21 protein-coding genes are annotated in these 23,551 nt (G+C 69.4%); 5 read left to right on the top strand and 16 right to left on the bottom strand.

The window, feature by feature from the left end; all coding sequences use genetic code 11:
- Window positions 1-22 precede the first annotated feature (22 nt).
- Complete coding sequence (locus ACWPN7_RS08910; RefSeq protein ID WP_456511493.1) at window positions 23-955, bottom strand: LysR family transcriptional regulator; 933 nt, start codon at window positions 953-955, stop codon at window positions 23-25.
- A gap of 101 nt (window positions 956-1,056) precedes the next feature.
- Between ACWPN7_RS08910 and ACWPN7_RS08915 the strand changes: the two genes are divergently transcribed.
- On the top strand, window positions 1,057-1,821 hold the full coding sequence (locus ACWPN7_RS08915; protein ID WP_200475391.1) for an SDR family NAD(P)-dependent oxidoreductase: 765 nt from the start codon (window positions 1,057-1,059) through the stop codon (window positions 1,819-1,821).
- Between the two features lie 56 nt (window positions 1,822-1,877).
- On the opposite strand, the gene ACWPN7_RS08920 is transcribed toward ACWPN7_RS08915, so the two are convergent.
- Window positions 1,878-2,525 carry a DUF47 domain-containing protein gene (locus ACWPN7_RS08920; RefSeq protein ID WP_040138318.1) on the bottom strand — a complete coding sequence of 216 codons (648 nt, stop codon included), beginning with the start codon at window positions 2,523-2,525 and terminating at the stop codon, window positions 1,878-1,880.
- Window positions 2,526-2,690: 165 nt separating this feature from the next.
- Window positions 2,691-3,599, bottom strand: coding sequence for a transcriptional regulator GcvA (gcvA, locus tag ACWPN7_RS08925; protein ID WP_137118152.1), 909 nt, complete (start codon window positions 3,597-3,599; stop codon window positions 2,691-2,693).
- Between the two features lie 109 nt (window positions 3,600-3,708).
- Here gcvA and ACWPN7_RS08930 point away from each other — a divergent pair, with 109 nt between their 5' ends.
- Both ACWPN7_RS08930 and amaB read left to right on the top strand, forming a co-directional pair.
- Entirely contained in the window at window positions 3,709-5,379 is a 1,671-nt protein-coding gene (locus tag ACWPN7_RS08930) for a thiamine pyrophosphate-binding protein (protein WP_459197549.1), read from the top strand.
- 178 nt (window positions 5,380-5,557) lie between these two features.
- Entirely contained in the window at window positions 5,558-7,060 is a 1,503-nt protein-coding gene (gene amaB, locus ACWPN7_RS08935; RefSeq protein WP_459197548.1) for an L-piperidine-6-carboxylate dehydrogenase, read from the top strand.
- A 67-nt stretch (window positions 7,061-7,127) separates the two neighbouring features.
- Here amaB and ACWPN7_RS08940 read toward each other — a convergent pair whose 3' ends face one another.
- The 10 genes from ACWPN7_RS08940 to ACWPN7_RS08985 form a co-directional block, all read right to left on the bottom strand.
- On the bottom strand, window positions 7,128-7,325 hold the full coding sequence (locus tag ACWPN7_RS08940; protein WP_040138322.1) for a hypothetical protein: 198 nt from the start codon (window positions 7,323-7,325) through the stop codon (window positions 7,128-7,130).
- A 179-nt stretch (window positions 7,326-7,504) separates the two neighbouring features.
- Window positions 7,505-8,413 (bottom strand): DMT family transporter, encoded by a 909-nt coding sequence (locus ACWPN7_RS08945; RefSeq protein ID WP_149649259.1) that lies wholly within the window; start codon window positions 8,411-8,413, stop codon window positions 7,505-7,507.
- 180 nt (window positions 8,414-8,593) lie between these two features.
- Window positions 8,594-9,100 (bottom strand): copper chaperone PCu(A)C, encoded by a 507-nt coding sequence (locus ACWPN7_RS08950; RefSeq protein ID WP_198129142.1) that lies wholly within the window; start codon window positions 9,098-9,100, stop codon window positions 8,594-8,596.
- Window positions 9,101-9,137: 37 nt separating this feature from the next.
- Window positions 9,138-9,539 carry a DUF2946 family protein gene (locus tag ACWPN7_RS08955; RefSeq protein WP_247894793.1) on the bottom strand — a complete coding sequence of 134 codons (402 nt, stop codon included), beginning with the start codon at window positions 9,537-9,539 and terminating at the stop codon, window positions 9,138-9,140.
- A gap of 368 nt (window positions 9,540-9,907) precedes the next feature.
- Window positions 9,908-11,578 carry an ATP-binding protein gene (locus ACWPN7_RS08960; protein WP_456525833.1) on the bottom strand — a complete coding sequence of 557 codons (1,671 nt, stop codon included), beginning with the start codon at window positions 11,576-11,578 and terminating at the stop codon, window positions 9,908-9,910.
- Window positions 11,579-11,587: 9 nt separating this feature from the next.
- Complete coding sequence (locus ACWPN7_RS08965) at window positions 11,588-13,081, bottom strand: ATPase domain-containing protein (protein ID WP_459197547.1); 1,494 nt, start codon at window positions 13,079-13,081, stop codon at window positions 11,588-11,590.
- A gap of 275 nt (window positions 13,082-13,356) precedes the next feature.
- Window positions 13,357-13,938 (bottom strand): hypothetical protein, encoded by a 582-nt coding sequence (locus ACWPN7_RS08970; protein ID WP_040138326.1) that lies wholly within the window; start codon window positions 13,936-13,938, stop codon window positions 13,357-13,359.
- Between the two features lie 116 nt (window positions 13,939-14,054).
- A complete protein-coding gene (locus ACWPN7_RS08975; RefSeq protein WP_149649261.1) occupies window positions 14,055-16,697 on the bottom strand; it encodes a PAS domain S-box protein in 2,643 nt (880 codons plus the stop codon).
- 102 nt (window positions 16,698-16,799) lie between these two features.
- A complete protein-coding gene (locus ACWPN7_RS08980; protein ID WP_459197579.1) occupies window positions 16,800-17,714 on the bottom strand; it encodes a hypothetical protein in 915 nt (304 codons plus the stop codon).
- Complete coding sequence (locus tag ACWPN7_RS08985; protein ID WP_459197546.1) at window positions 17,608-18,450, bottom strand: hypothetical protein; 843 nt, start codon at window positions 18,448-18,450, stop codon at window positions 17,608-17,610. Before ACWPN7_RS08985 ends, ACWPN7_RS08980 begins: the two co-directional genes overlap by 107 nt.
- 1,035 nt (window positions 18,451-19,485) lie before the next feature.
- Here ACWPN7_RS08985 and ACWPN7_RS08990 point away from each other — a divergent pair.
- On the top strand, window positions 19,486-20,448 hold the full coding sequence (locus tag ACWPN7_RS08990) for a replication initiator protein A (RefSeq protein WP_040137857.1): 963 nt from the start codon (window positions 19,486-19,488) through the stop codon (window positions 20,446-20,448).
- Window positions 20,449-20,462: 14 nt separating this feature from the next.
- Here the strand turns inward: ACWPN7_RS08990 and ACWPN7_RS08995 are convergent, their stop codons facing one another.
- The gene (locus ACWPN7_RS08995) at window positions 20,463-21,344 is read right to left on the bottom strand and encodes a LysR family transcriptional regulator (RefSeq protein ID WP_451995869.1); all 882 of its coding nucleotides are present in this window, start codon (window positions 21,342-21,344) and stop codon (window positions 20,463-20,465) included.
- 114 nt (window positions 21,345-21,458) lie between these two features.
- Between ACWPN7_RS08995 and ACWPN7_RS09000 the strand changes: the two genes are divergently transcribed.
- Window positions 21,459-22,508 (top strand): YeiH family protein, encoded by a 1,050-nt coding sequence (locus tag ACWPN7_RS09000; protein ID WP_407825624.1) that lies wholly within the window; start codon window positions 21,459-21,461, stop codon window positions 22,506-22,508.
- On the opposite strand, the gene ACWPN7_RS09005 is transcribed toward ACWPN7_RS09000, so the two are convergent.
- Together ACWPN7_RS09005 and ACWPN7_RS09010 are read right to left on the bottom strand one after the other, a co-directional pair.
- Window positions 22,501-22,731, bottom strand: coding sequence for an Ada metal-binding domain-containing protein (locus ACWPN7_RS09005; protein WP_200777095.1), 231 nt, complete (start codon window positions 22,729-22,731; stop codon window positions 22,501-22,503). The genes ACWPN7_RS09000 and ACWPN7_RS09005 overlap by 8 nt on opposite strands.
- Window positions 22,732-22,890: 159 nt before the next feature.
- Window positions 22,891-23,418, bottom strand: a complete 528-nt coding sequence (locus ACWPN7_RS09010; protein WP_459197545.1) for a hypothetical protein — start codon at window positions 23,416-23,418, stop codon at window positions 22,891-22,893.
- Window positions 23,419-23,551: the final 133 nt, after the last annotated feature.

A 23,551-nucleotide genomic window follows, 5' to 3' on the forward strand; every position in this document is an offset into this window, starting at 1 on the left:
CGTTAACCATAACCGGAACGTGTTAGACCTTGTCCGCGTCGATGGACCGCCGCCATACCGGCTCGGACAGGCGCTCGACCAGGAAGTCGGCCAGCACCCCGACCTTCGCCGGGCGTGTGCGGGCTGACGGCGTGACGAAGTAGAGCCCGCCTTTCGGCAGCGACCAGTCGGTCAGGATGGCGGTCAGCCGCCCGTTCGCCAGATGCTCCGCGGCCATGAACTCCGGCAGTTCGGCGATTGCCAGCCCCTCCAGGAGCATCGGCACCAGGGCGTCGGCGTTGGTGACGCGCAGCGGGCCGGACGGCGTCACGCTCTCCTCCTCGCCGGCGCCGTTGGTGAAGTGCCAGATGTCCTGGCGCCGCCGGTAGGCGTAGCCCAGGCAATGGTGGTTCTTCAGGTCGCGTGGATGCAGGGGCAAGCCGTGGCGGGCGATGTAGCCGGGGGCGGCAAGGACGACGGGGGCGATGGGGCACAGCCGCCGCGCCACCAGCGAGCTGTCCGGCAGAACGGCGATCCGCAGCGCGGCGTCGAAGCCCTCCCCCACCAGATCGACGGTCGCGTCGCTCAGATGCAGGTCGATGGAAACCTCCGGATAGAGGCGGAAGAAGTCCGGCAGCAGGGGCGCCACCCAGCGCAACCCGAACGACATTGGCACCGCCAGCCGGATCAGGCCGCGCGGGCGGCTGGACAGCTCGCGCGCCGCGTTCTCGGCCGCCTCCGCCTCGTCATAAAGGCGCATCGCGCGCTCGGCCAGGGAATGGCCGAAATCGGTCAAGGCCAGCCGGCGCGAGGTGCGGTTGAACAGCCGTCCGCCCAACCGTTCCTCCAGCCGGCCGACCGCGCGCGACACCGTGGCGACCGACACCCCCATGGCGCGGGCCGCACCGGCGAAGGAGCGCTCCTCCACCACCTTGGCGAACATCGCCAGCCCTTCGAAATCCGGCAGCTTCGACATCGCCATTCCTGCAACGATGGTCTTCAGTCGTTTCTATTTCGATGGGTGTCCGCCGTCGATAGCTTTGTCTCCAGCGAACAACCCAATCAAGGAGACTTCCGATGTCACGCAAGCTCGACGGCAAGATCGTCCTCGTCACCGGCGCCACCAGCGGCATCGGCCTCGCCGCGGCCAAGCGCTTCGCCGCCGAAGGTGCGGCCGTCTATCTCACCGGCCGCCGCCAATCCGAACTGGAGGCCGCGGTCACCGCGATCCGGGACGCCGGCGGCACGGCGACGGGGGTGCAGGCCGACTCGTCCAATCTGGCCGATCTCGACCGGCTCTATGCCCAAATCCAGAGCGAGGCGGGCCGTCTCGACGTGCTGTACGCCAACGCCGGCGGCGGCGGCATGCTGCCGCTGGGCGCCATCACCGAGGAACAGTACGAGGACACGTTCAACCGCAATGTGAAGGGCGTGCTGTTCACCGTGCAGAAGGCGCTGCCGCTGCTCGGCCGGGGCGCGTCGGTGATCCTCGCCGGGTCCACCGCCGGCAGCATGGGCACGGCGGCCTTCAGCGTCTACAGCGCCAGCAAGGCGGCGGTGCGCAACTTCGCCCGCAGCTGGATCCTGGACCTGAAGGACCGCGGCATCCGCGTCAACACGCTCAGCCCCGGCCCGATCCGCACGCCGGGTCTGGTCGAGCTGGCCGGTCCGGACGCGGCGCAGCAGCAGGGGCTGGTGGATTATCTGGCGGCGCAGGTGCCGCTGGGCCGCGTCGGCGATCCCGATGAAATCGCCAAGGCCGCCGTCTTCCTGGCGTCCGACGACAGCAGCTTCGTCAACGGCGTGGAGCTGTTCGCCGATGGTGGCATGGCCCAGGTCTGAGCCGGATGTGAGCGGGGAGCGGCCTTCGCTCCCCCGCCCGTGGGCGAGAACCGCCCTTACGCCTGATCCAGGGTGATGCCTTCGATGAGGTCGCCCACGTCGTCGCAGCGGTCGGTGACGGCTTCCAGCAGCTCGTAGACCTCGCGGCGGCCCAGGAAGTCGATCATCTCCGGACGCTCGGCGATCAGGGACTTCATGGCGTCGCGCAGGATCTCGTCGGCCTCGTCCTCCAGGTCGGAGATCTGGCCGCAGATGTGCAGGATGCGGTCGGCGTGAACGGAGATTTTGGTCAGCAGCGGCATGACCTCGGACAGCAGGGCCGCCTGACGGCGGCCGATCGCCGCCATGCGCATCATCCGGTCGTCGAAGGTCTCGATGCCGTAGAGCGCGGCGAGGCGCGGCACCTCGTCCATCAGGTCGATGCAATCGTCCAGCGCGTTGATCAGTGCCTGAATCTCCGACCGGTCGAAGGGGGTGATGAAGGCGCGGTGCAGCCCGCGCCCGGCGTCCTTGGCGACGCGGTCGGCGTCCTTCTCGATCCGCTTCAGCGTCGCGGTGCGGTCGGGGCGCTCCTCTGGACCGGCCTGCATGACGGCTTCCAGGGCGGCGGCGGCGTCGACGATGTGGCGGGCCTGCTCGATGAATTGCTCAATGACCCGCTCTTCCTTGGGCATCATGGAGCGGATGGCGCGCAGCAGCAGCATGGAAACGGTTCTCTCGGTCGGTTCTGCCGTTTCCTCTTAACGCCGGGCGCCATGAAATTGCAGCAAAAACGTCATACGGACAGGGCCTGTCTGCCCTGACGAAGATGCCCCGTCCCGGCCCATTTCCCCTCCCCCACCGTGTGAGAGGGAGTTTTCGCCGTGTTCTCAAGCGCTTCGGAGCTGGGTTACGGACTGCCCGAGCAACCACTCCCGGAACGCCACCAGCGGCGGGTGATGCGCCCGCGACGGCGGGTGGACGAGGTGATAGGCGCGGTCCGGATTGCGATAGGGCCGGTCCAGCGCCGGGACCAGCGACCCGTCCCGCATCTCCGCCTGGACCAGCAGGGTCGGCAGCAGCGCCACCCCCAGCCCGGTGATCGCCGCCTGAGCGGTGGTGGAGAACTGCTCGAAGAACATGCCGGCGCCCTCGTGCCGCTCGATGCCCTGGGCGGCGAACCAGTCCCGCCATGCCTCCGGGCGGCTGGTCGTGTGCAGCAGGGGCAGCGCCACGAGGTCCGCCGCCGCGCGGATCGGGTGGGCGGCCAGGAAGGACGGGGCGCAGAGCGGCAGGACCTCCTCCTCCATCAGCCGCTCGCAGACGGCGCCGGGCCAGTCGGCGGCGCCGAAATGGATGGCGGCGTCCAGATCCTCCGACCGGAAGTCGAAGGGCTCCATCTTCGTCATGAAATGGATGATGACCTGCGGGTGGGCCGCCTGGAAGGCGGGCAGGCGCGGCACCAGCCAGCGCGTGCCGAAGGTCGGCAGAACGGCCAGCTTCAGCACGCCCCCCTGCGGCGCGGTCATGACCCGGAGCGTCGCCGCGCCCACACGGTGCAGCGCCTCGCGCACCTCCGCCGCGTAGGATTCGCCGGCCGGGGTCAGGGTCACACGCTGGTCGCGGCGCACGAACAGCGGAACGCCGAGCTGGTCCTCCAGCGCCTTGATCTGCCGGCTGACGGCGCCCTGGGTCAGCGCCAGCTCCTGCGCCGCGGCGGTGAAGCTGCCGGTGCGCGCCGCCGCCTCGAAGGCGGAGAGCGCGCTCATGGACGGGAGAAGGCGGCGTTGCAGACCCATGGGTCATGACTATAGCTCATGACCTGGGGAAAGAAAGTCGGTTGCGCGGGGCGGGGCCTGCCGCCAGATTGAGGAGGATTTAAACGCCCAGCCGAGGAACGAGCGCGCCATGCAGACCAATGGCAAGACCGGAGGCCAGTTGATCGTCGATGCGCTGGAGGCGCAGGGCGTCGAGCGCGTGTTCTGCGTGCCGGGCGAAAGCTACCTCGCCGTGCTGGACGCGCTGCACGATTCCCCGATCCGCACGATCAACGCCCGCCACGAGAGCGGTGCGGCCATGATGGCGGAGGCCGAGGGCAAGCTGACCGGCCGGCCGGGCATCTGCTTCGTCACCCGCGGCCCCGGCGCCACCAACGCCGCGCCGGGCGTCCATGTGGCGCAGCAGGACTCCACCCCGATGATCCTGTTCATCGGCCAGATCGAGCGCGGCATGCGCGGGCGCGACGCCTTCCAGGAGGTCGACTACACCCTCATGTTCGGCGGCATGGCCAAGTGGGTGGCGGAGATCGACAGCGCCGACCGCGTGCCGGAGATGGTCAGCCGCGCCTTCCACACGGCACTCGCCGGCCGGCCCGGCCCGGTCGTCCTGGTGCTGCCGGAGGACATGCTGGTGGAGACGGCGGACGTCGCCGCCGCCCGCCCCGCCCAGCCGGTGGACAGCGCTCCCACCCCCGCCCAGGTCGCCGAGGTCGGGCGTCTGCTCGCCGGGGCGAAGCGCCCGCTGGTCATCGCCGGGGGGTCCCGCTGGACCGAGGACGCGGTGGCCTCGCTGCACGTCTTCGCCGAGACCTTCGCGCTGCCGGTGGCCGTCACCTTCCGCCGCCAGATGCTGTTCGACCACACGCACCCGAACTACGCGGGCGACATCGGGCTGGGCATCAACCCCAAGCTGGTCGCCCTGGTGAAGGACGCCGACGTGATCCTGCTGCTCGGCGGCCGCTTCTCCGAGGTGCCGTCGCAGAGCTACGGGCTGCTCGGCATCCCGGAGACCGGCAAGACGCTGATTCACGTCCATCCGGGGGCGGAAGAACTGGGCCGCGTCTACAACCCCGACCTCGCCATCAATGCCACGCCGGGGGGCTTCCTCGACGCCGTGGCCGGGCTGGAGGCGTCGGCCTCCCCCGCCTGGGCCGGTCGGGCCGAGACGGCGCACGCCGCCTACACCGCCTGGAGCGAGCCCCCGGCCTCCATCCCCGGCGACGTCCAGATGGGCGCCGTCATGTCCTGGCTGCGCGACACTCTGCCCGACGACACCATCCTGACCAACGGCGCCGGCAACTACGCCACCTGGATCCACCGCTTCTGGCGCTTCCGCCGCTTCGCCACGCAGGCCGCACCGGTCTGCGGCTCGATGGGCTACGGCCTGCCCGCCGCCGTCGCGGCCAAGCTGCTCCATCCGGAGCGGGACGTGGTCTGCTTCGCCGGTGACGGCTGCTTCCAGATGACCGGGCTGGAGTTCGGCACCGCCGTGCAGGAGGGCGCCAACCTCATCGTTTTGGTCATCGACAACGGCATGTACGGCACCATCCGCATGCATCAGGAGCGCGAGTATCCGGGCCGCGTGTCCGGCACCGCCCTGACCAACCCGGACTTCGCCGCGCTCGCCCGCGCCTATGGCGGCCATGGCGAGACGGTGGAGCGGACGGAGGAGTTCGCCCCGGCCTTCGAGCGCGCCCGCGCCTCCGGCCGGCCGGCCATCCTGCACGTCAGGCTCGACCCCGAGGCCCTGACGCCGAACCGCAGCCTGTCCGACATCCGCGCCGCCGGGCGCCAGCGCTGACGACAAGTCCCCTCTCCCCTCTGGGGAGAGGGTTAGGGTGAGGGGGTTGCGCTGTTGCCGGACCTACCGCCAAGCACAACCCCCTCACCGGCCCTGCGGGCCACCCTCTCCCCAGAGGGGAGAGGGTTACAGTGCGCACCAACCCTCCACCGGTTGCCTTACACCGAGGACCTTTTCCATGCAGCACCGCGACCTTCTCTCCCGCCTCGGCCTTGAGCTTCCCGCCGACGGGGCCGGCCTGTCCGTCCGCTCGCCCATCGACGGCGCCGCGCTGGGCGTGGCGCCGGTCACCCCGGCGTCGGAGATCCCGGAGGTGGCCGCCCGCGCCCAGCGCGCCTTCGAGGCGTGGCGCTCCGTCCCGGCGCCGCGCCGCGGCGAACTGGTCCGTCTGCTGGGCGAGGAGCTGCGCGACGCCAAGGAGGACCTGGGCCGTCTCGTCACGCTGGAGATGGGCAAGATCTTCCAGGAGGGCCTGGGCGAGGTCCAGGAGATGATCGACATCTGCGACTTCGCGGTCGGCCTGTCCCGCCAGCTCTACGGCCTGACCATCGCGTCGGAGCGTCCGGGCCACGCGATGCGCGAGACCTGGCACCCGATGGGCCCGTGCGCGGTGATCTCCGCCTTCAACTTCCCGGTCGCGGTCTGGGCCTGGAACGCCGCCCTGGCGCTGGTCTGCGGCGACCCGGTGATCTGGAAGCCGTCGGAGAAGACCCCGCTGACCGCGCTCGCCTGCCAGCGCATCTTCGAGCGCGCGGTGGCCCGCTTCGGCGACGCCCCGGCGAACCTGCTGCAGGTCGTCAACGGCGGGCGCGATGTCGGCGAGGCTCTGGTCGCCAGCCCGCTGGTCCCCATCGTGTCGGCCACCGGTTCGACCCGCATGGGCCGCGAGGTCGCGCTGAAGGTGGCGGAGCGCTTCGCCCGCCCGATCCTGGAGCTGGGCGGCAACAACGCCATGATCGTGGCGCCGTCGGCCGACCTCGACATGGCGGTGCGCGCCATCGTCTTCTCCGCGGTGGGCACCTGCGGCCAGCGCTGCACCACGCTGCGCCGCCTGATCGTCCACAAGGACGTGCGCGACACGCTGCTGCCGCGCCTCAAGGCCGCCTACGCCTCCGTTCCCATCGGCAACCCGCTGGAGTCCGGCGTGCTGGTCGGCCCGCTGAACGACAAGGGCGCCTTTGACGGCATGCAGCGCGCGCTGGAGCAGGCCAAGGCCGACGGCGGCACCGTGACCGGCGGCCGCCGCGCGCTCGCTGACCAGTATCGGGACGCCTGGTACGTGCAGCCGGCCATCGTCGAGATGCCGGGCCAGACCGACATCGTCCGGCACGAGACCTTCGCCCCGATCCTCTACGTCCTGACCTACGAGACGCTGGAGGAGGCCATCGCGCTGCAGAACGCGGTGCCGCAGGGCCTGTCCTCCTGCATCTTCACCACCGACATCCGCGAGGCCGAGAGCTTCCTGTCGGCGTCGGGCAGCGACTGCGGCATCGCCAACGTCAACATCGGCCCGTCGGGTGCGGAAATCGGCGGCGCCTTCGGCGGCGAGAAGGAGACGGGCGGCGGTCGCGAGTCCGGGTCCGACGCCTGGAAGGGCTACATGCGCCGCCAGACGGCCACGGTGAACTACTCCCGCGCCCTGCCGCTGGCCCAGGGGATCAAGTTCGAGATCGCCGGCTGATCCGCCCCATCGGCGCAAAAGAAGAAGGCCGCCCGTTCCACCGGGCGGCCTTTTCTCTTTGGAAAGGTCAGAAGGCTTCGCGCGGAAGCCGCCTTGCGGGTCGTTCGGGGGAGGTGTTGCGGCGCAGGTGCTCGGCAATGGGGGTGAGCTGTGCCAGAACCTGCTCGTGAGTCAGGCGGTCCCGGCGCAACACGGCCTGGACCACGGGATCGCTCAACAGTTCGGCAACGCGGCAGCGCCACGTCTGCTTGGGCAGTCCGTTCATTGCTGTTCTCGTTGCTTGTGGATGGGGAAAAACGCCGGCCCTCACCGACCGGCGTACGGTACGCGGAGCATGTTACAGTTCGACGCGTACAGCCCGTGATATTTCGGGTACCTGAACGTCCTGTGTACGTGCCTCCGGCATAGGGAACTTAGCGGAAAAACAGGAGCCGCTCAGGCCCCCTAAACCGCGTTTTTCGCCGCGGCCTCGCGCGCCCGCACCTGCTCGCGGTGGAAGATGTAGATGCCGCTGGCGACGATCACCAGACCGCCGGCCAGGGTCGAAGCGCTGGGCGACTCCCCGAAGATCAGCAAACCGTAGAGCACCGCCCAGATCAGCGTCGTGTAGCCGAAGGGCGCCACCGTCGCCGCGTCCGCCACCGTGTAGGCGCGGATCAGGCAGTAATGGCTGCACGCCCCCAGCACGCCGAGCATGATCATCAGCGCCGCCCCCGTCAGGTCCGGCGTCACCCAGCCGAAGGGAAGCAGAAGCCCGCAGAGCACCGTCCCGGCCATGCTGGTGTAGAAGAAGGTCGTCAACGTCGAATCGCCGCCGCGCAGCAGCCGCGTGACGATCTGGTAGAGCGCGTTGCACAGCGCGGCGGCCAGCGGCAGCAGGATCGCCCACTGGAAGACGAGGCTGGCCGGGCCGATGATGATCATCGCCCCGATGAAGCCGCCGAGCACCCCCAGGGAGCGCCGCCAGCCGACCTTCTCCTTGAGAAGCGGAACCGACAGGACGGTGACGAGGACCGGCGCCACGTTGGCGATGGCCGCCACGTCCACGAAGGGCAACGTCTTGTAGGACACCGCCACCAGCAGGGTCAGCACCGCCAGAAGGGTGGAGCGGAGAATTTGAATGCCCGGGCGCCGGGCGATCAGATGGCTGGGGGAGTTCACCGCCACCACCACGAAGGCGATGGCCAGATGCACCGCGAAGCGCGCCCAGGCGACCTCCGCGAAGGGGTAGGTCTGCACCAGAAAGCGGAGCGTCGCGTCCTGCGTCACGAACAGAAGCGTGGTGAGCAGCATCCAGGCGATGCCCGCCCGCCCGGAGGAGCCGGCGGACAGGGCCTTTTCGGTGGCGGTCATCGGGCGGCGCTCATGGGCGGGGCGGTTCCTTCCTGTGGCGCGCCGGCCTTCTGCCGGACCGGCGCGCCACACCCTGCGCCCAAGGGGCCGGACGGTCAAATGCGATGCTGGTATATCAGTACCGACCTGCGGTTGCGGCCACGCCGGTCCGTTTCCAACCTCCGGCGTGGCGCATGCCCGTCAGTGCTTGTGCTGCGTGCCACCGGCCTGCGGCCCGCCGGCACCGCCATGGGACGGGGCGGCGGACCCAGCGCTCTGCACGTCCACCTGAACGGTCACCGGCCCGGCCTTCTCGAAGGTCAGGGTCAGCGGGAACGCCTTCCCCGGAGCGAGCGGCTGCTTCAGGCCGAACAGCATGACGTGCAGGCCGCCGGGCTGCAGCGCGGTCGGCGAGCCGGGCGACACCTCGATGGCGTCGACCTGGCGCATCTTCATGACGCCGTTGTCCATCAGGTGGGTGTGCAGCTCCGCCTTGTCGGCGACGGGCGTGCTGGCCGACAGCAGGCGGTCGCTGTCCGGGCCGTGGGTGCTCAGCACCATGTAGGCCGAGCCGTTCGGGGCCGAGGGCGCCGTGGCGCGCGCCCAGGGATGTTCGATGTCGACCGGCCCGGCCTGGAATCCATGGGCCAGGGCGGTGCCGGCGGTCAGCGCGACCAGCGCGGCGAGAACCAGGGCATGCTTCTTCATGATGACGAAGTCCTGCAAGAAAGAGTGTATCGGACGATCAGCTGAAAAGGGCAGGACACATCATCGGCGGAGCACGGGCGTTCGGACGGAAGACGCTCCGGCGGCGGAGCTTGCGGGTGCGGAGGGGAAGCGCGCGCAGCGCCCCGGACAGGCGCGGCGGCGGAACGGCGACATCCGCCGGGGAGAGCATTGCCGGAGGCGCGCAGCCGAGCTGGCAGCCCAGGCAATGCTCCAGGTCATGCTTTGGCTGACCGGGCGCGTCGGGTATCCGGTCCGACGCGCCATCGGGTCCGCACATCGACGCCGCCCAGAAGGACTGCGCCAGACCGGCGGAGAGCATGGCGACCGCCTGCCCCGGAACCTGGATCAGGATCAGCAGAAGAACGGCGGCCAGCGTTGCGGCGAGCCTGGATTGCCAGCGGGACGGAGGCGGACGCACCGCAAGCGCGGCGCCGCCTCCCCCGCGACGCCCGTTCGCCCCCTCCCGCTCCCCGAAACGGAGAGGGGGGGCCGATGGCCGTGCTGACATTGCCCCGTTCAAACCGGTTTCCATTCCACCCACAGGACGGATGACCGGTTGTAGGCGATGTGCAGGGAGCTTGTCGAGTTGCCGTCTTCCCCTCACCGGCGCAATCGCGCTTTGCCTTCCTAGCCCTCTCCCCTCCGGGGAGAGGGTGGCCCGGAGGGCCGGTGAGGGGGATATGCTCGGCGGTACGTCCGGCAGCAGCGCAACCCCCTCACCCTAACCCTCTCCCCAGGGAGAGAGGGAATGTCAGATGCAATTGCCCCGGTTTGCCCGGCGCAACGTCAGGCCGAATCCCCATCCAGCAAGTTGCGGACGGTGATCTGCAAGGTGTCCACGCCGACCGGCTTGCTGAGCATCCGCGTGCCCGCTCCCAGGCTGTCCGCTTCGAGGGCGGCGTAATGGGCGTAGCCGGTCACGAACAGCACTCTCAGCCCGGGGCGAAGCCCCCGCGCGACGTCGGCCAGATCCCGACCGGTCATTCCGGGCAGCCCGACGTCGGTGATCAGAAGGTCGATCGCCGTGTCCGACTCCAGGATGCGGATCGCCGCCTCGGGTTCGGCCGCCTGCAGGACGTGGTATCCCTGCCCTTCCAGCGCCTCGACCCACAGCATCAGGACGAGGGCCTCGTCCTCGACCACCAGGATCGTTTCATCGTTGCGGGACGGGTCCTGCGACGGCGCGTCCACAGCGGGGACCGAGCTGTCGGCGCCGTCCACACCGTCGTGCTGCGGCAGGTACAGGCTGACGATGGTGCCCTGGCCGGGCTGCGACCGGATGGCCGCGTGCCCGCCCGATTGACGCGCGAAGCCATAGAGCTGGCTCAGCCCGAGGCCGGTGCCCTGGCCGATCGGCTTCGTCGTGAAGAAGGGTTCGAACGCCCGCTCCAGCACGTCCGGCGGCATGCCGCTTCCGGTGTCGGTGATGCGGAGCAGGACGTAGCGGCCGGGAAGGATGTCCCCCTGCGCGTCCGAGATGGTCTCGTCCAGAACGGTGTTGCTCGTCTCGACGCGCAGAAGCCCGCCGTCCGGCATGGCGTCGCGGGCGTTGATGGCGAGGTTGAGCAGGGCGCTTTCGACCTGGTTGGCGTCCGCCCAGGTCCGCCAGAGCCCGTCGGCCAGCACCTTTTCCACCCGGATCGACTCGCCGACGGATTGCTGGATCAGGCCGCTCATCGCGGTGGCCAGGGCGTTCAGGTCCAGGCTGCGCGGCGTCAGCGGCTGGCGCCGGGCGAAGGCCAGAAGATGCCGGGTGAGCGCCGCGGCGCGGTCGCCCGCCGTGATGGACATGGCGACGTGCCGCAGCAGCGGTTCGTCGGCGGACAGCGCGCCCCGCAGCAGATGCAGGTTGCCGAGCATGACCTGCAGCAGGTTGTTGAAGTCGTGGGCGATCCCGCCGGTGAGCTGGCCGACCGCCTCCATCTTCTGGGCCTGCTGCAACGCCTCCTCGGCCTTCCGGCGCTCCCGCATCTCGGTCTGCAGGGACCGGGTGCGCTCCGCCACCCGGCCTTCCAACTCGTCGTTGGCCCGCTCGATGTCGGCCAGAAGCGTCCGCATGCGATATTGGCGCAGGCGGGTCCGCGCCGCGGACTGCGCAGCGCTTTGCAGCGCTTCGGCGTGCAGGGGCGGGTCCAGCAGCGTGACGTTGCCGAGCCGCTGGAACTGTGCCCAGCGCGCCTTGCTGGCCGACCGGTTGCCGCGCGCGGTCAGCACCAGAACCGGCAGGTCCGACCAGGGCGGCTGGGCCTCCAGACAGGCGACCAGCGGCTCCATCGCCGCCCCCAGCAACGCGCCTTCGGAGAGGATCAGGGCCGTGACGTCGTCCCTCGTCAGGCCGTCGCACAGGGCCGGCAGATCGGCGCAGAGCCGCGTGGTCATGCCGACCTCGTCCAGCACGAGGCGGATGACCTCCGCGTCCCGGCCATGAGGGGCGAGCACGAGGATCGGGGCGTCCATGCGCCGCGGTCAGCCCGTCTCGCTCCGCCCGCGCAGCAACGGGTCCGCCGACCCGTCATAGCTGGGCACGCCGGTGAGCACCCCTTGGAACTCCAGAAGCTGCGGGCCGATCTGCATGCCGTCGGGAAACAGCCGGAATTCGCGGATCGCCAGTTCATGGACGCCGGTGCGCTTCTTGACCACCGAGATCGCCTTGCGCACCTGCCCCGCCGCCTCGAAGAAGCGCAGCAGGACCACGGTGTCGCTCATGAAGGACAGGTCCACGGGATTCTGGATGTCCCCGACGATGCCCTGCTGGGCCAGGATCAGAATGGTCACGACACCCTGGTTGTTCAGATAGGTCAGCAGCTCGTGCATCTGCAGGATGAGCGCCTTTTCCTCCGGCATGGTGCTGAGGTACGAATTGAGGCTGTCGATCACCACGACGCGCGCCTTCTGATCCTCCACCTGGCGGCGGACCTGCCAAACGAACTGGCCCGGCGACAGGCGCGACGGGTTCGCGCGCTGCCAGCCCAGTTCGCCCTTGCGCACCGCCTCCTCGATGTCGATGCCGAGCGCGGTGCTGCGCAGCGACAGCGTTTCGAAGGATTCGTCGAAGGAGAAATAGGCGGCGTGCTCACCACGGCGCACCGCCGCCGCGACATATTGCAGGGCGATGGACGACTTGCCGACGCCCGACGGGCCGACGAGCATGGTCGTCGTGCCACGCGTCAACCCGCCGCCCATCAGCTCGTCCAGTCCGCTCAGGCTGCTCGACACGGAGGTCGGCTCGAACTCCGCCTTGTGCTCGTCGGCGATCAGGCTCGGGAAGATCAGCACGTTGCCCGGCGTGATGGCAAAATCGTGCCAGCCGCTCTGGTATTCGGAGCCGCGCATCTTGGCGATCCGCAGGCGCCGCCGCGCCGCGCCGTAGGAACGCTCGATCTGCTCCAGGCTGACCACGCCGTGCATCAGGCTGTGCAGTTCCATGGAGCCGGTCTGGCTGGTCAGGTCGTCCAACGCCAGCGTGGTGCACTGGCGCCCTTGCAGGAACTGCTTCAACGCCAGAATCTGCCGCCGGTAGCGGAGCTGGTCCTGGGCGAGCAGGCGCAGCTCCGACAGGGAATCGATCACCACGAGGTCCGGCTTTTCGGCCTCGATCCGCTCGGTGATCAGGCGCATGGTTTCGCCCAGCTCGACTTCCGACGGGTAGAGCACGCTCTGCTGGCGGTCGAGCTGCGCCTCCAGCGGGACCAGTTCGAAAATGCCGATGCCGTTCAGCGACCAACCGTGGCTTTTGGCCGAGGCGCGCAACTCCGTCTCGGTTTCCGACAGGGTCACATACAGGCCCCGCTTGCCGTCGCGCAGGCCCTTCAGCAGGAATTGAAGCGCGATGGTCGTCTTGCCGGTTCCCGGCGCGCCCTCCAGAAGATGCAGCCGCGCGCGCGGCAGCCCCCCTCTCAGGACCATGTCGAATTCTGGAATTCCGGTCAGGATCTTGTCCGTCTTGGTCGGCTCCGACACCCAGGTCTCCTCTTGGTCTGGTCCGCTGGCAGCGTTTGCACCACACGCCGCCGTGATGGTGAACGGCCCGAACGCCTGGACGGACGGACAAACGCGCAGCCTGGAGAACATCCACGCCCTGTGGACGCGTCTCCGCCACCATCAACCCGATGCCGGTCTTCCTGTTCCTTTGTGCCTTTGGAATGCCAACCGTCGGGGATGCTTGCGCGTCACCGCGGGTTACCGCGATGTTGAACGGCGACGCGAACGACGCTTGGGTTCGACTGGCGCGGCGTTTACCGGCCTGCCCCCAGCACGCGGCGGCGTTTGGGGTCCGGCCCCAGCGAACGGATGAAGGGCGGCAGCCCGCCGGCGGACCGCGTGTTGAAGGCCGCCTTCGGCGCGTCCTCGCTTGCCGTTGTCTCCAGCACTTCCGCCTCCGCGGGAATGTCGACCTTGCGGAAGCCGCGGGCGATCCACAGGACGAGCGCGCCGGACAGCAGAAGAAGCAGCGGCGGCACGGCGGCGCGCAGGCCCCAGGGCCACAGAACCTCCGCCCGGCGCGCCCAGCGCTCCGCCCAGAAACGTTCGGCGATCCGCCGCACACGCTCCTCGCCGAGGCCCGGCGGGGCGGCGAGGCTGGTGCCATCGGGGAAGTCCGTCCGCGCCACGACGCCCCGCCTCACCCCATCCTCCACCACCGCCTCGTCGGCGGCGTAGTGCTGCGGCAGAAAGGCGTCCCTTGCGTCCGAATAGGCGTAGAGACCGGCGAAAGGATGGCGCCCCTGCAGGTCGGCGGCGGCAAAGGCGGCGATCACCGCCCCCCACAGCAGGGCGGCGGCCAGCCAGCCCCGCCACAGGCCCTTGCTCCAGTTCATGTCCCGTCTCCCTCTTGCCCAAGGAGGCTCTTCCCCAAGGAGCCGGAAAAACTAAAGACCCGGCCGGCGGGCAGCCAGGGTCAAAAACCGGCCTTTCGCAACCAGACCTTTTAGAATCAGGCCGCGGGCTTCAGCAATTCGCGCAGGATGTGCGGGGTGATCGGCTTGTGGACGAGGCGGAAGCCGGCGCCGCGGATTTCGGTGATGCGTTCGGGCGCCGTGTCGCCGGTCAGCACCACGGCGGGGATCCGCACGCCGCAGACGCCGTGGATGTCGCGGATCGCCTCAACCCCCGTCCGCCCCTCGCGCAGGCGGTAATCGGCGATGATGAGGTCCGGCAGCCGGCCCAGCCCGTGCAGGACGTCCACCGCCTCCTCCGCCGACACGGCGGCCACCACCTCGTAGCCCCACTGTTCCAGCAGGGTGCGCAGGCTGAGCAGCACGATGGCCTCGTCGTCGATGACCACCACCAGCCCCTGCCCATCGTCGTTGGCCCGGTCCGGCCCGCTGCGGCGCAGGATGGCGCGGGGGCGCACGGAGGGAAGCTCCACCGAGAAGACGCTGCCCCGTCCGGGCCACGAACGCAGGGCGACCGTGTGGCCGAGCAGCCCGGCCAGCCGCTTCACGATGGCGAGACCGAGCCCCAGCCCCTTGGCGCGGTCGCGCTCCTGGTTGCCGATCTGGAAGAACTCCTCGAAGACGGCCTGCTGCAACTCCTCGGGCACGCCGACGCCGCTGTCGGCCACCTCGATGCGCAGCACGCCGTTGCCGCGCCGGCAGCCGACCACGACGCCGCCCCGCTCGGTGTAGCGCAGCGCGTTCTCGATCAGGTTGCGCAGGATGCGCTCCAGAAGCATCGGGTCGGTGCGCGCCCACAGCGAGGTCGGCACGACCCGCAGCCGCAGCCCTTGCCCCTCCGCCTGCGGCCCGTACTCCGCGGCCAGCCGGTCGAGCAGCGGCCCCACCGCGCATTCGGTGACGCTGGGCTCCACCGCCCCGGCGTCGAGCCGCGACACGTCGAGAAGACCGTCGAGCAGGAGCTTCAGCGCATCCAGCGAATGGCCCATGCTGGTCACCAGCTCGTGGCCGGGATGACCGTGCAGCTTGTCGCCCAGCACCTGCGCGAAGAAATAGAGCGACTGCACGGGCTGGCGCAGGTCATGGCTGGCCGCCGCCAGGAACTGGGTCTTCGCCCGCTCCGCCTTCTCGGCGCGGGTCTTCTCCCGCCGGGCCTCGTCCGCCGCGGCCAGAGCGCGCTCCATCGCCTGCTCGGCCGCCTCCTTCGCGGCGAGCTCGGCCTCCGCCGCCATCCGGCGGGCGGTGATGTCGCGGACGATGCCGGTGAAGCGCACCTCGCCGTCGGCCTTCCATTCGGCGACGGACAGCTCCAGCGGAAACACCGACCCGTCCTTGCGCTGACCCGTCACCTCGCGCCCGATGCCGATGATCCGCCGCTCCCCCGTGCGGTGGTAGCGCTTCAAATAGCCGTCATGAGCGCTGCGGTCGGGATCGGGCATCAGCATGCTGACGTTGCGGCCGATCACCTCCTCCGCAGCGTAGCCGAAGATGCGTTCGGCGGCACGGTTGAAGCTGTGCAGGGTGCCGGCCCGGTCGATGACCACGATAGCGTCCACCGCCGTGTCGACGATGGCGCGGTAGCGGGCCTCCGCATGGGCCACGGATTCGCTGGCGCCGACCAGCGCGGCGCTGGCCTCGGCCAGGACGCGGTGCAACTCGTCGATCTCGCGCACCGGCACGCCGCCGTCGTAGCGGATGGCGCGCCCCTCCATCAGGCTGCCGCCATGGGTGGCCAGTGCGCGGACGGGATGGGCGAGCCGCCGCGCGAAGATCCCCGCCGACGCCAGAGACACGGCCAACAGAAACAGGCCCAATCCCAGGGCCAGCAACACCGTACGGTTCAGGGGATTGAGCACGGCCTCGGTCGGCGTTGCGGCCGCGAGGGTCCAGTCGGCGCGCTGCGTGCGGTGGAAAGCACCGATGATCTCCACCCCGTCCAGCGTGGCGCCGCGGTAGTTGCCGGTCTCCGCCGTGCCGCGCGCCGCCAGGAACCAGTCGGGCACCGCCCGTCCCAGATACTCCGCATGCTCGCGCGAGCGGGCGGCGATCCGGTTCTGACCGTCGATGATCACGGCGATCAGGCCGGACCGGGTCTCGAAACCTTCCAGCAAATCGCTCCAGGTCCGCGGATCGACCACCGCCGACAGGACGTAGCGCAGGCTGCCGTCGCGCATCACCGGCACCATGACGGCGATCGTCGGGCGCACCGCCGCCGTCGCGGTGACCAGATCGGACACCGCCGGCTGGCGGGTCGCGGTCACCCGTTGCAGCGCGTCGCGCTGTGGCACATCCGGCAGCGGGACGCCGAGCCGGACCACCGTGTTGACAATCTGCCGCCCCGACGGGTCGATCAGCGCGATGTTCGTCCAGGAGGGGTGCTGAGTCAGCGCCAGCGTCGCCCGCTCATAGAAGCCGGTGGGATCGTCGGCCGCCAGAGCGTCCGTGCGCGACAGCGCCCGCAACGCCTCGATGGTCGCTTCCAACTCCCGGTCGACGATCAGGGCCAGCGCCTCCGCCGTGTCGGCCATGTTGTTCTCGACGGCGTCCCGCTGCTGCTGCACCAGCCAGCCGATGAGCATGCCGCCGAGCAGGAGCATCGGCACCAGCGTCACGAGCACAAGCCTCAGCAGGTACCCGCGCAGAGTCATCGGTTGCTGACGGGACACCGTCTTCAGCGGCATGGATGGACAATCCGAAAGGTTCGCGACACAAACAGATTATCGTATCTTGCTCCGCCCTTTCGTGCTTCGCCACCGGAATCTGAATCGATGGGATGAGACTGTTTATATAGGCGTTACCCTGTTGGAATAATGAAGGGTCTGCCAAGCTTTCGCTCCAGCTCTTCGGTGCGATCCACAGTCATTGGCATACTTGGCTTCTCGGACTGAACTTTTCGTACGCGGTCGCTTATTGAAAGATAGGTGGTCATGTCCTTGACATACCGTGGTATGAGGACCATTGGCCGACCGATCCCTTATCAAGACCTTGGGAACGACCCGCCTCATCTGAGACGGAGGCTGCGCGGGAGCCAGGACCACTTGCGCATCGTCCGGCGTAACCGGTGCCGGGCGCGTTGTTGCCGTCGGCGTCGCCGGGGCGACCGGAGGGGCGACCGGAGGGGCGGCCAGGGCGGCGGCCTGCTGACGGCGGGCGATTTCCGCTTCCTTCTCCTTCTGATGGCGGCGATGAGCAATCTCGCGAGCACGGAGTTGCTGTTCCTGGCGCAGGGCCATGGCCAGCCGGCGCAGGGCCGCCGTTCCGCTGGTCACGGATGCCTGACCGGCGGCGGCCCGGAAATCGCCGACCGTGGGGAAGCGCCGGTAACCGGAGCGGAAGGAGGACCAGACGCCACGGAAACCGGCGATCCATTCCTCGGCGGGCCAGCCGGCCATTTCGAGAATGTCGGCCTCCAGCACATCGGCGTCCGGAAGCTCCAGGCCGAAGCGCACCGCCAGCTTCTCGATGCCGGTCAGCACATTCTCCACACCGATCGCCGGGCAGGCGCCCTCAAGGGCGGCCTCGACCCGCTCGGCCAGCGCCCCGATCTCCTCCGGCGCGCGATCCGCGATCTCGAAGCGCAGGTCGGCGCGTTCAAGCCGGGCGAGCGAGGCGATCGCGCAGGGCAGAGAGGACGCCGGCGTTGCGGGCAGCCACGCCATGTCCGGCGTCTGCGGGACGGCGCTGACGGGAAGGCTCACGGGAGAGCTCGGCAGGCTGGCGGTCATTCTGGGCGCTCCGGTTGGAGGGGCGGTTGGAGGCGGTTGCAATGGGGACGACGGTGCCTTCGGGTGTTTCGCCGGCTGGTGCCGTGGTGGGGGCGACCAGTTCGCGGGCCACCCATTTGCGCCAGGCGCCGGATGGGTCGGCCGGGCTGTAGCCGTTGCGGACGTTGGCCTTGCGGCACCAGGACACGAACTTGCGGGTCACCGTGGCGGGGTCGACCTCAGGGCGGGTTTCGGCGGCCCAGGCCAGATCGGCGGCGTCCGGCTGCCAGTCCTCGGCAAGAGCGTCCTGGTTCTTAATGCCCGAAGGCCCAACCGATCCCCCCGCCCGGAAGGAGGAGGAGTTTTGAGAATCAGGATTCAGGGGATTCCCAGTCCTTAGGAGTCCGTCAGCCGGCTGACCGGTGGTGTCGACGGGCCGACCGGAAGAGTCGGTGTCCTGGGCGCCCACCAGCGCATAGACCATCCCGCGGAAGCCGCGTTCGCGGCGGGCTTCCACCAGGGACAGGTCCGGCGCCTGCAGCTTCGTCAGCACGGCGGACAGCCAGGGACGGCTCTTGCCGAGTTCGGCGGCCAGCTCGTCCTGGACCAGACCGGCGCAGACGCCGGCGGCGTCCGCCCGCGCGTAGAGGCCGGAGAGCACCGCGATCTCCGCGGCTCCCACACCGGGTGCAGCGATCCATCGCCGGTACAAGGTCGTGTACGGGGTCATTGTCTTCCCATGATCCAGCGCTTCAATCCCGGCGGAAGACAAAGCGGGAGCGTCAGTGGAATCCGCGATTCCACTTGGTTTTCCGGACCTACCCTGGCATCATGAAGTCGCCAAACCGCTGATGCGGGGTCCGGTTCTCCCGGTCTTCCATCGGTTTTCGACACTTCGGTGTGCACGAGGGCACAGGTCGCCAAACCTGTGCCCTTTGTGTTTCCGGAGGTCGCGTCCTCCGCTACGTCATCGTCGCCTCCTTCGGCGTGTCGCGGCTGTTCGGAGCCGCCAGCTGAAAATCCTGGCCCAAAACCCTGGCCTAAAACTCTGGTCCAAAAGCTATCGGTTCGGGCTTTGGTGAGCCCGTTACGCAAGATGTTGTCGTGGCCCCAACAGGCTGTCCACGATTCAAATGCGTGCGTCGGAATCGCTCCGGTTGCGTCGATGCGGGGTGCTGGAGTCAGTGGAATCAAGGCGTTGAACCCCCTGGAGGGGGGGCGGACCAGGTCTGGGTGTCGCCGTTCTGCCGAGAAACCGGTCGGAAAACGTCGCCGTTCTGCCGAAAGATTCCGGCGCACGGGGGGAAGCGGTGGAGCGTCGGAGTCCGCCGGATGTCGCCGTTCTGCCGAATAATCTGGGCTGTGGCCCATCGGTGACTCCGGGAATCGGCCGAGAATCGGACTCCGACTCGCGCAACCGAGTGTCGCCGTTCTGCCAATGTGCTCCCTCCGCGACGGCCTTTGGACCCTCGGGATTCTGGAAAGAGTCAGGGAATCCAAGTCTTTCAGCGCCATTTCGCGGCTTGTCGGGAGTCGGGACCGTCAGAACGCGGACGCTTTCGGCAGGCAGGCCCTCCAGCGGGGCACAGCGTCCGGGGGAACTGGCAGAACGGCGACATTCGTCCGCAGGGTCACAGCGTCGTTTCCGGCCGGTGAGGAATCTTTCGGCAGAATGGCGACGTTTGCGCCTGCGCTGTGGAACATGCGGGGCGTATCGGGAATCAATACCGTAACCGCCAGCGGCGGGGCCGGGGAGACTGGGTGCATGGACGACCACAACACCGACAAGGAAAACGCCGAACTGCTGGACCGCCCGGTCCAGCTGGCGCTGCGGCTGGATTCGCCGCTGCGCGGCGACGTGAACAACGACCGGGCCCTGATGGCCTATTCGCTGTTCGGCCTGTCGAAGGACAAGGTGGAAAGCCTTCCCACCTACGACGACGGCAAGGTGAAGATCGAGGTGCGCGCCCCGCGCGACGTCGGCGTTGCGACGATCTGGGACAAGTCGGTGCTGATCTACGCCGTCTCGCTGCTGCGCGAGAAGATGGCCGAGGGCAAGATGGGGCCGGAGGTGGGGAAGCTCCACTTCACCACCAGCGATCTCCAGCGCATCGTCGGCAAGACCGCCGGGGGCAGCGCCTACGACAAGATCGAAGGGGCGCTGGAGCGGCTTCAGGGCACACAGATCAAGACCAACCTGGAGACCGGGGGCGAGGGCGAAAGTGGCGCCTTCTCCTGGATCTCCGACTACAAGCTGCTGTACCGCCGCGGCAAGAAGGACGGCGAGCGGCAGGTGCGCGGCCTGACCCTGGTGCTGTCGAACTGGGTGGTGCGCGCGGCGCTGGGCAACAACCTGCTGACCTATTCGGAAGACTACTTCGCGCTGAAGCCCATCGAGAAGCGGCTCTACGAGATCGCCCGCGCCCATCTGGGCCACGGCACCGCCTTCTGGATGGCGCTGGAGCCGCTGCGCAAGCGGGTCGGCTCCGACAACGACCTGCGCAAGTTCAAGAACGCGCTCGGCCCCGTGCTCCAGGCCGACCGTATCCCCGGCTACGGCGTGCGCATCGTCGAGGCCGCGGAGTACAAGGAGCTGATGACGGCGCGCGGCGCTTCCATCGCCCGCGTGCTGAACGCCGACCTGCCGGTGATCTTCTGGCGCAAGGACGCCGGCGAGCCGGAGAGCTGGATCGACATTCCCAGGGTCGAGTTCGACGAGGTGGTCTGACCCCCTCCCCTGCCCTATTCAGTCAGCAGACGGTCGCGGAAGGTCCGCGCGGCGTGGCTCAACCCGCGCTCGCGGTGGCGCAGCAGGCGGAAGGGGCGCTCGGGCAGCGGGAAGGGAACGCGGTGCAGATGCCCGGCCGCCAGTGCGCCGCGCGCCACCAGATCCGACAGGGCGGTGGCCCCCGCCCCGGCCATGACCGCCGACAGCACCGCCTCGTTCGAGGGCAGCTCCAGCGTCACCGGCAAATCCTCCGGCGCCCTCCCCTGCCCGCGCAGCGCCTCCTCAAACTCGGAGCGGGTGCCCGATCCCGCCTCGCGCAGGACCCAGGGGGAGCGGTGCAACTCCTCCATCGGCAGGTCGCTCCGCCCGCGCCAGGGGTGACCGTCCCCCACCAGCAGCAGCAGACGGTCGCCGGCCAGAAGGTCCTGGTCGAGCAGCGGGTCCGTCACCTCCCCTTCCACCAACCCCAGATCGGCGGCACCGTCCAGCACGGCCTTGGCGACCTGGGCGGTGTTGGCGGCCTTCACCGCGACGTCGACGTCCGGATAGCGCCGGTGGAACGCCACGAGCCGTTCGGGCAGCCAGTAGCCGGTGATGGTCTGGCTGGCGTGGATGGCGATGCGCCCGCGCTTCAGCGCCGACAGGTCGGCCAGCATGCGCTCCGCCGCCTCGGCGCGGGCGAGCACCGCGACGGCCTCGTTCAGGAACAGGCGCCCGGCCTCCGTCAGCTCGATGCGTCGGCCCACCCGGTCGAACAGGCGGACGGCGTGCCGGGCCTCCAGGCTGGAGACGGCGGCGCTGACCGCGGACTGCGTCAGATTCAGGGAGGCGGCGGCCCGCGTCACATGCTGCTGCGTGGCGACCGCCACGAAGATGCGGAGCTGTTCGAGAGTCATCCGGTCACTCGTCCCTTCAAACGTTCGGTTTTATCGAACGATCCGTCCACTATAATCCGTTGGAACGAACGGTCCAGAGGGCGCAGCTTCCCGGCATCGGAATTCGAGGACGCCATGCCGAACCATCTTCCTCCATCGCCCCGCCGGACCCTGGGCGCCCTGCTGCCGGGGATTCTGCTCTGCTCCGGCGTGAGCGGCGCGGCGCTGGCCCTGCAAAGCCTGGAAGTGCGGGTCTTCGGGCAGGCCTGGCTGGAAGCGCTGGTCCTGGCGATTCTGATCGGGGTGGCCCTGCGCAGCGTCTGGGCGCCGGGACGGCGCTGGAAGGCGGGAACGGACTTCAGCGCCAAGACGCTGCTGGAGGTCGCGGTGCTGCTGCTGGGCGCCTCCATCGACCCGGACACGATCCTGGGCGCCGGACCGGGGCTGGTGGCGGGGATCGCCGGGGTGGTCGCCCTGGCCCTGGCGGTCAGCTACGGCATCGGGCGCCTGCTGGGATTGCCGCCGCGCATGGCGGTGCTGGTCGCCTGCGGCAACTCGATCTGCGGCAACTCGGCCATCGCGGCGACGGCGCCGGTGATCGGGGCGCACGGCGATGATGTCGCCGCAGCCATCGCCTTCACGGCGGTGCTGGGGGTTCTGGTGGTGCTGGGCCTGCCGCTGCTGGTGCCTCTCCTCGGGCTCAGCCCCATGCAGTACGGCGTGTTCGCCGGGCTGACCGTTTACGCGGTGCCGCAGATCCTGGCGGCGACGGCGCCGGTTGGCGCGCTGAGCGTCCAGGTTGGGACGCTGGTGAAGCTGCTGCGCGTGCTGATGCTCGGCCCGGTGGTGGTGGCGCTGGCCTTGATGGCGAAGCCGGAAGGCGCTGCTCGGGAAAGGGGCGCCAAGACCCGCCTCCCGCTGCGCCGGCTGGTGCCCTGGTTCATCCTCGGCTTCCTGGCGCTGGCCGGGCTGCGGGCGGCGGGGCTGATCCCGGACGCCGCCCTGGCGGCCAGCCAGACCGCGGCGGGCGTCCTGACGGTGCTGTCGATGGCCGCGCTGGGGCTTGGGGTGGATGTGCGGATGCTGTCGCGGGCGGGTCTGCGCGTCACCGTGGCGGTGGTGCTGTCGCTGGCGGCGCTCGGCGCCATCGGGCTGGGTCTGATCCGGCTGCTGGGGATCATGTGAGCGCGGGCGGCGGCGCGTTGGGGCGGCAGCGCTTGCAGGGGCGGAAGCCCGCTGCCTCCGCCGCCGCGGCATCGGGGTGGAACGCGACGTTTTCCCGCTTGGCCCGTCGCGATGGACAGGACGGCCGGCAATAGACGCCGGTGGTGCGCACCGCGTAGACGAAGCGCCCGTCACCGTCCCGGTCCCGGTGCGCCACCGCGCTCCACATCGCGTCCTCGTCCATGATGCCCTCCCGATCCTGCCGCCGGGATCGTCGCCGATGCCGCGAAGCCGGGCCACCCGTTTCCTGCGTCCCGCAAAAAGACGGCTGGCAAAAAAGACGGCCGGCAGAGGTCTGCCGGCCGCGAGGTTCGGGGAGGGAGGGATGCGAAGCGGGCGAGCCTTACTTCTGGATGCCGGTGACCTGCTGCTGGGCCTTGTTGCCGACGCCGGCGGAGAGGTTGGAGACGTTGCCGAGGTTCTGGTTGAACAGAGCGCCCGGCGCGCCGAACTGCATGGCCTTGACCTGCTGCTGGGCGGTGTTGCCGATGCCGACCGCGCTGTTGCTGACGGTGCCGGCGTTGCTGTTGAAGCCGCCCAGAGCGAAGGGCGCCTTCACCCCGCCGCCCATCCCGCCACCGGTCTGCAGGCCGAAGACCTGCTGCTTGGCGGTGTTGCCGACGCCGGCGGCGAGGTTGGAGACGTTGCCCAGGTTGGAGGCGGTGCCGAAGGGACCGGCCAGCCCGCCGCCGGCCTGGACACCCATCACCTGCTGCTGCGCCTTGTTCTGGATGCCCGCGGCGGTGTTGGAGATGACCCCCAGGTTGCTGGCGTTGCCGAGCGGGATGCCGCCGGTCATCAGGTCGCCGGCGAAGGCCGGGGCGGAGCACAGGACGGCGACGGCGGCGGCGATCAGGGTGGTGCGGCGCATGGTGTGGTTTCCTTCCGGTGTCTGGGGAGTTGGTGTCTGGGGAGTTGGTGTCTGGGGGGATTTGTCTGCCGGTTCCGTCTGCGTCGGGGCCCGGCCTGTCCGATGACCAGACACTACGCCCCGCCGCCCTCCC

Source organism: Azospirillum sp. UENF 312511 (assembly GCF_058780635.1).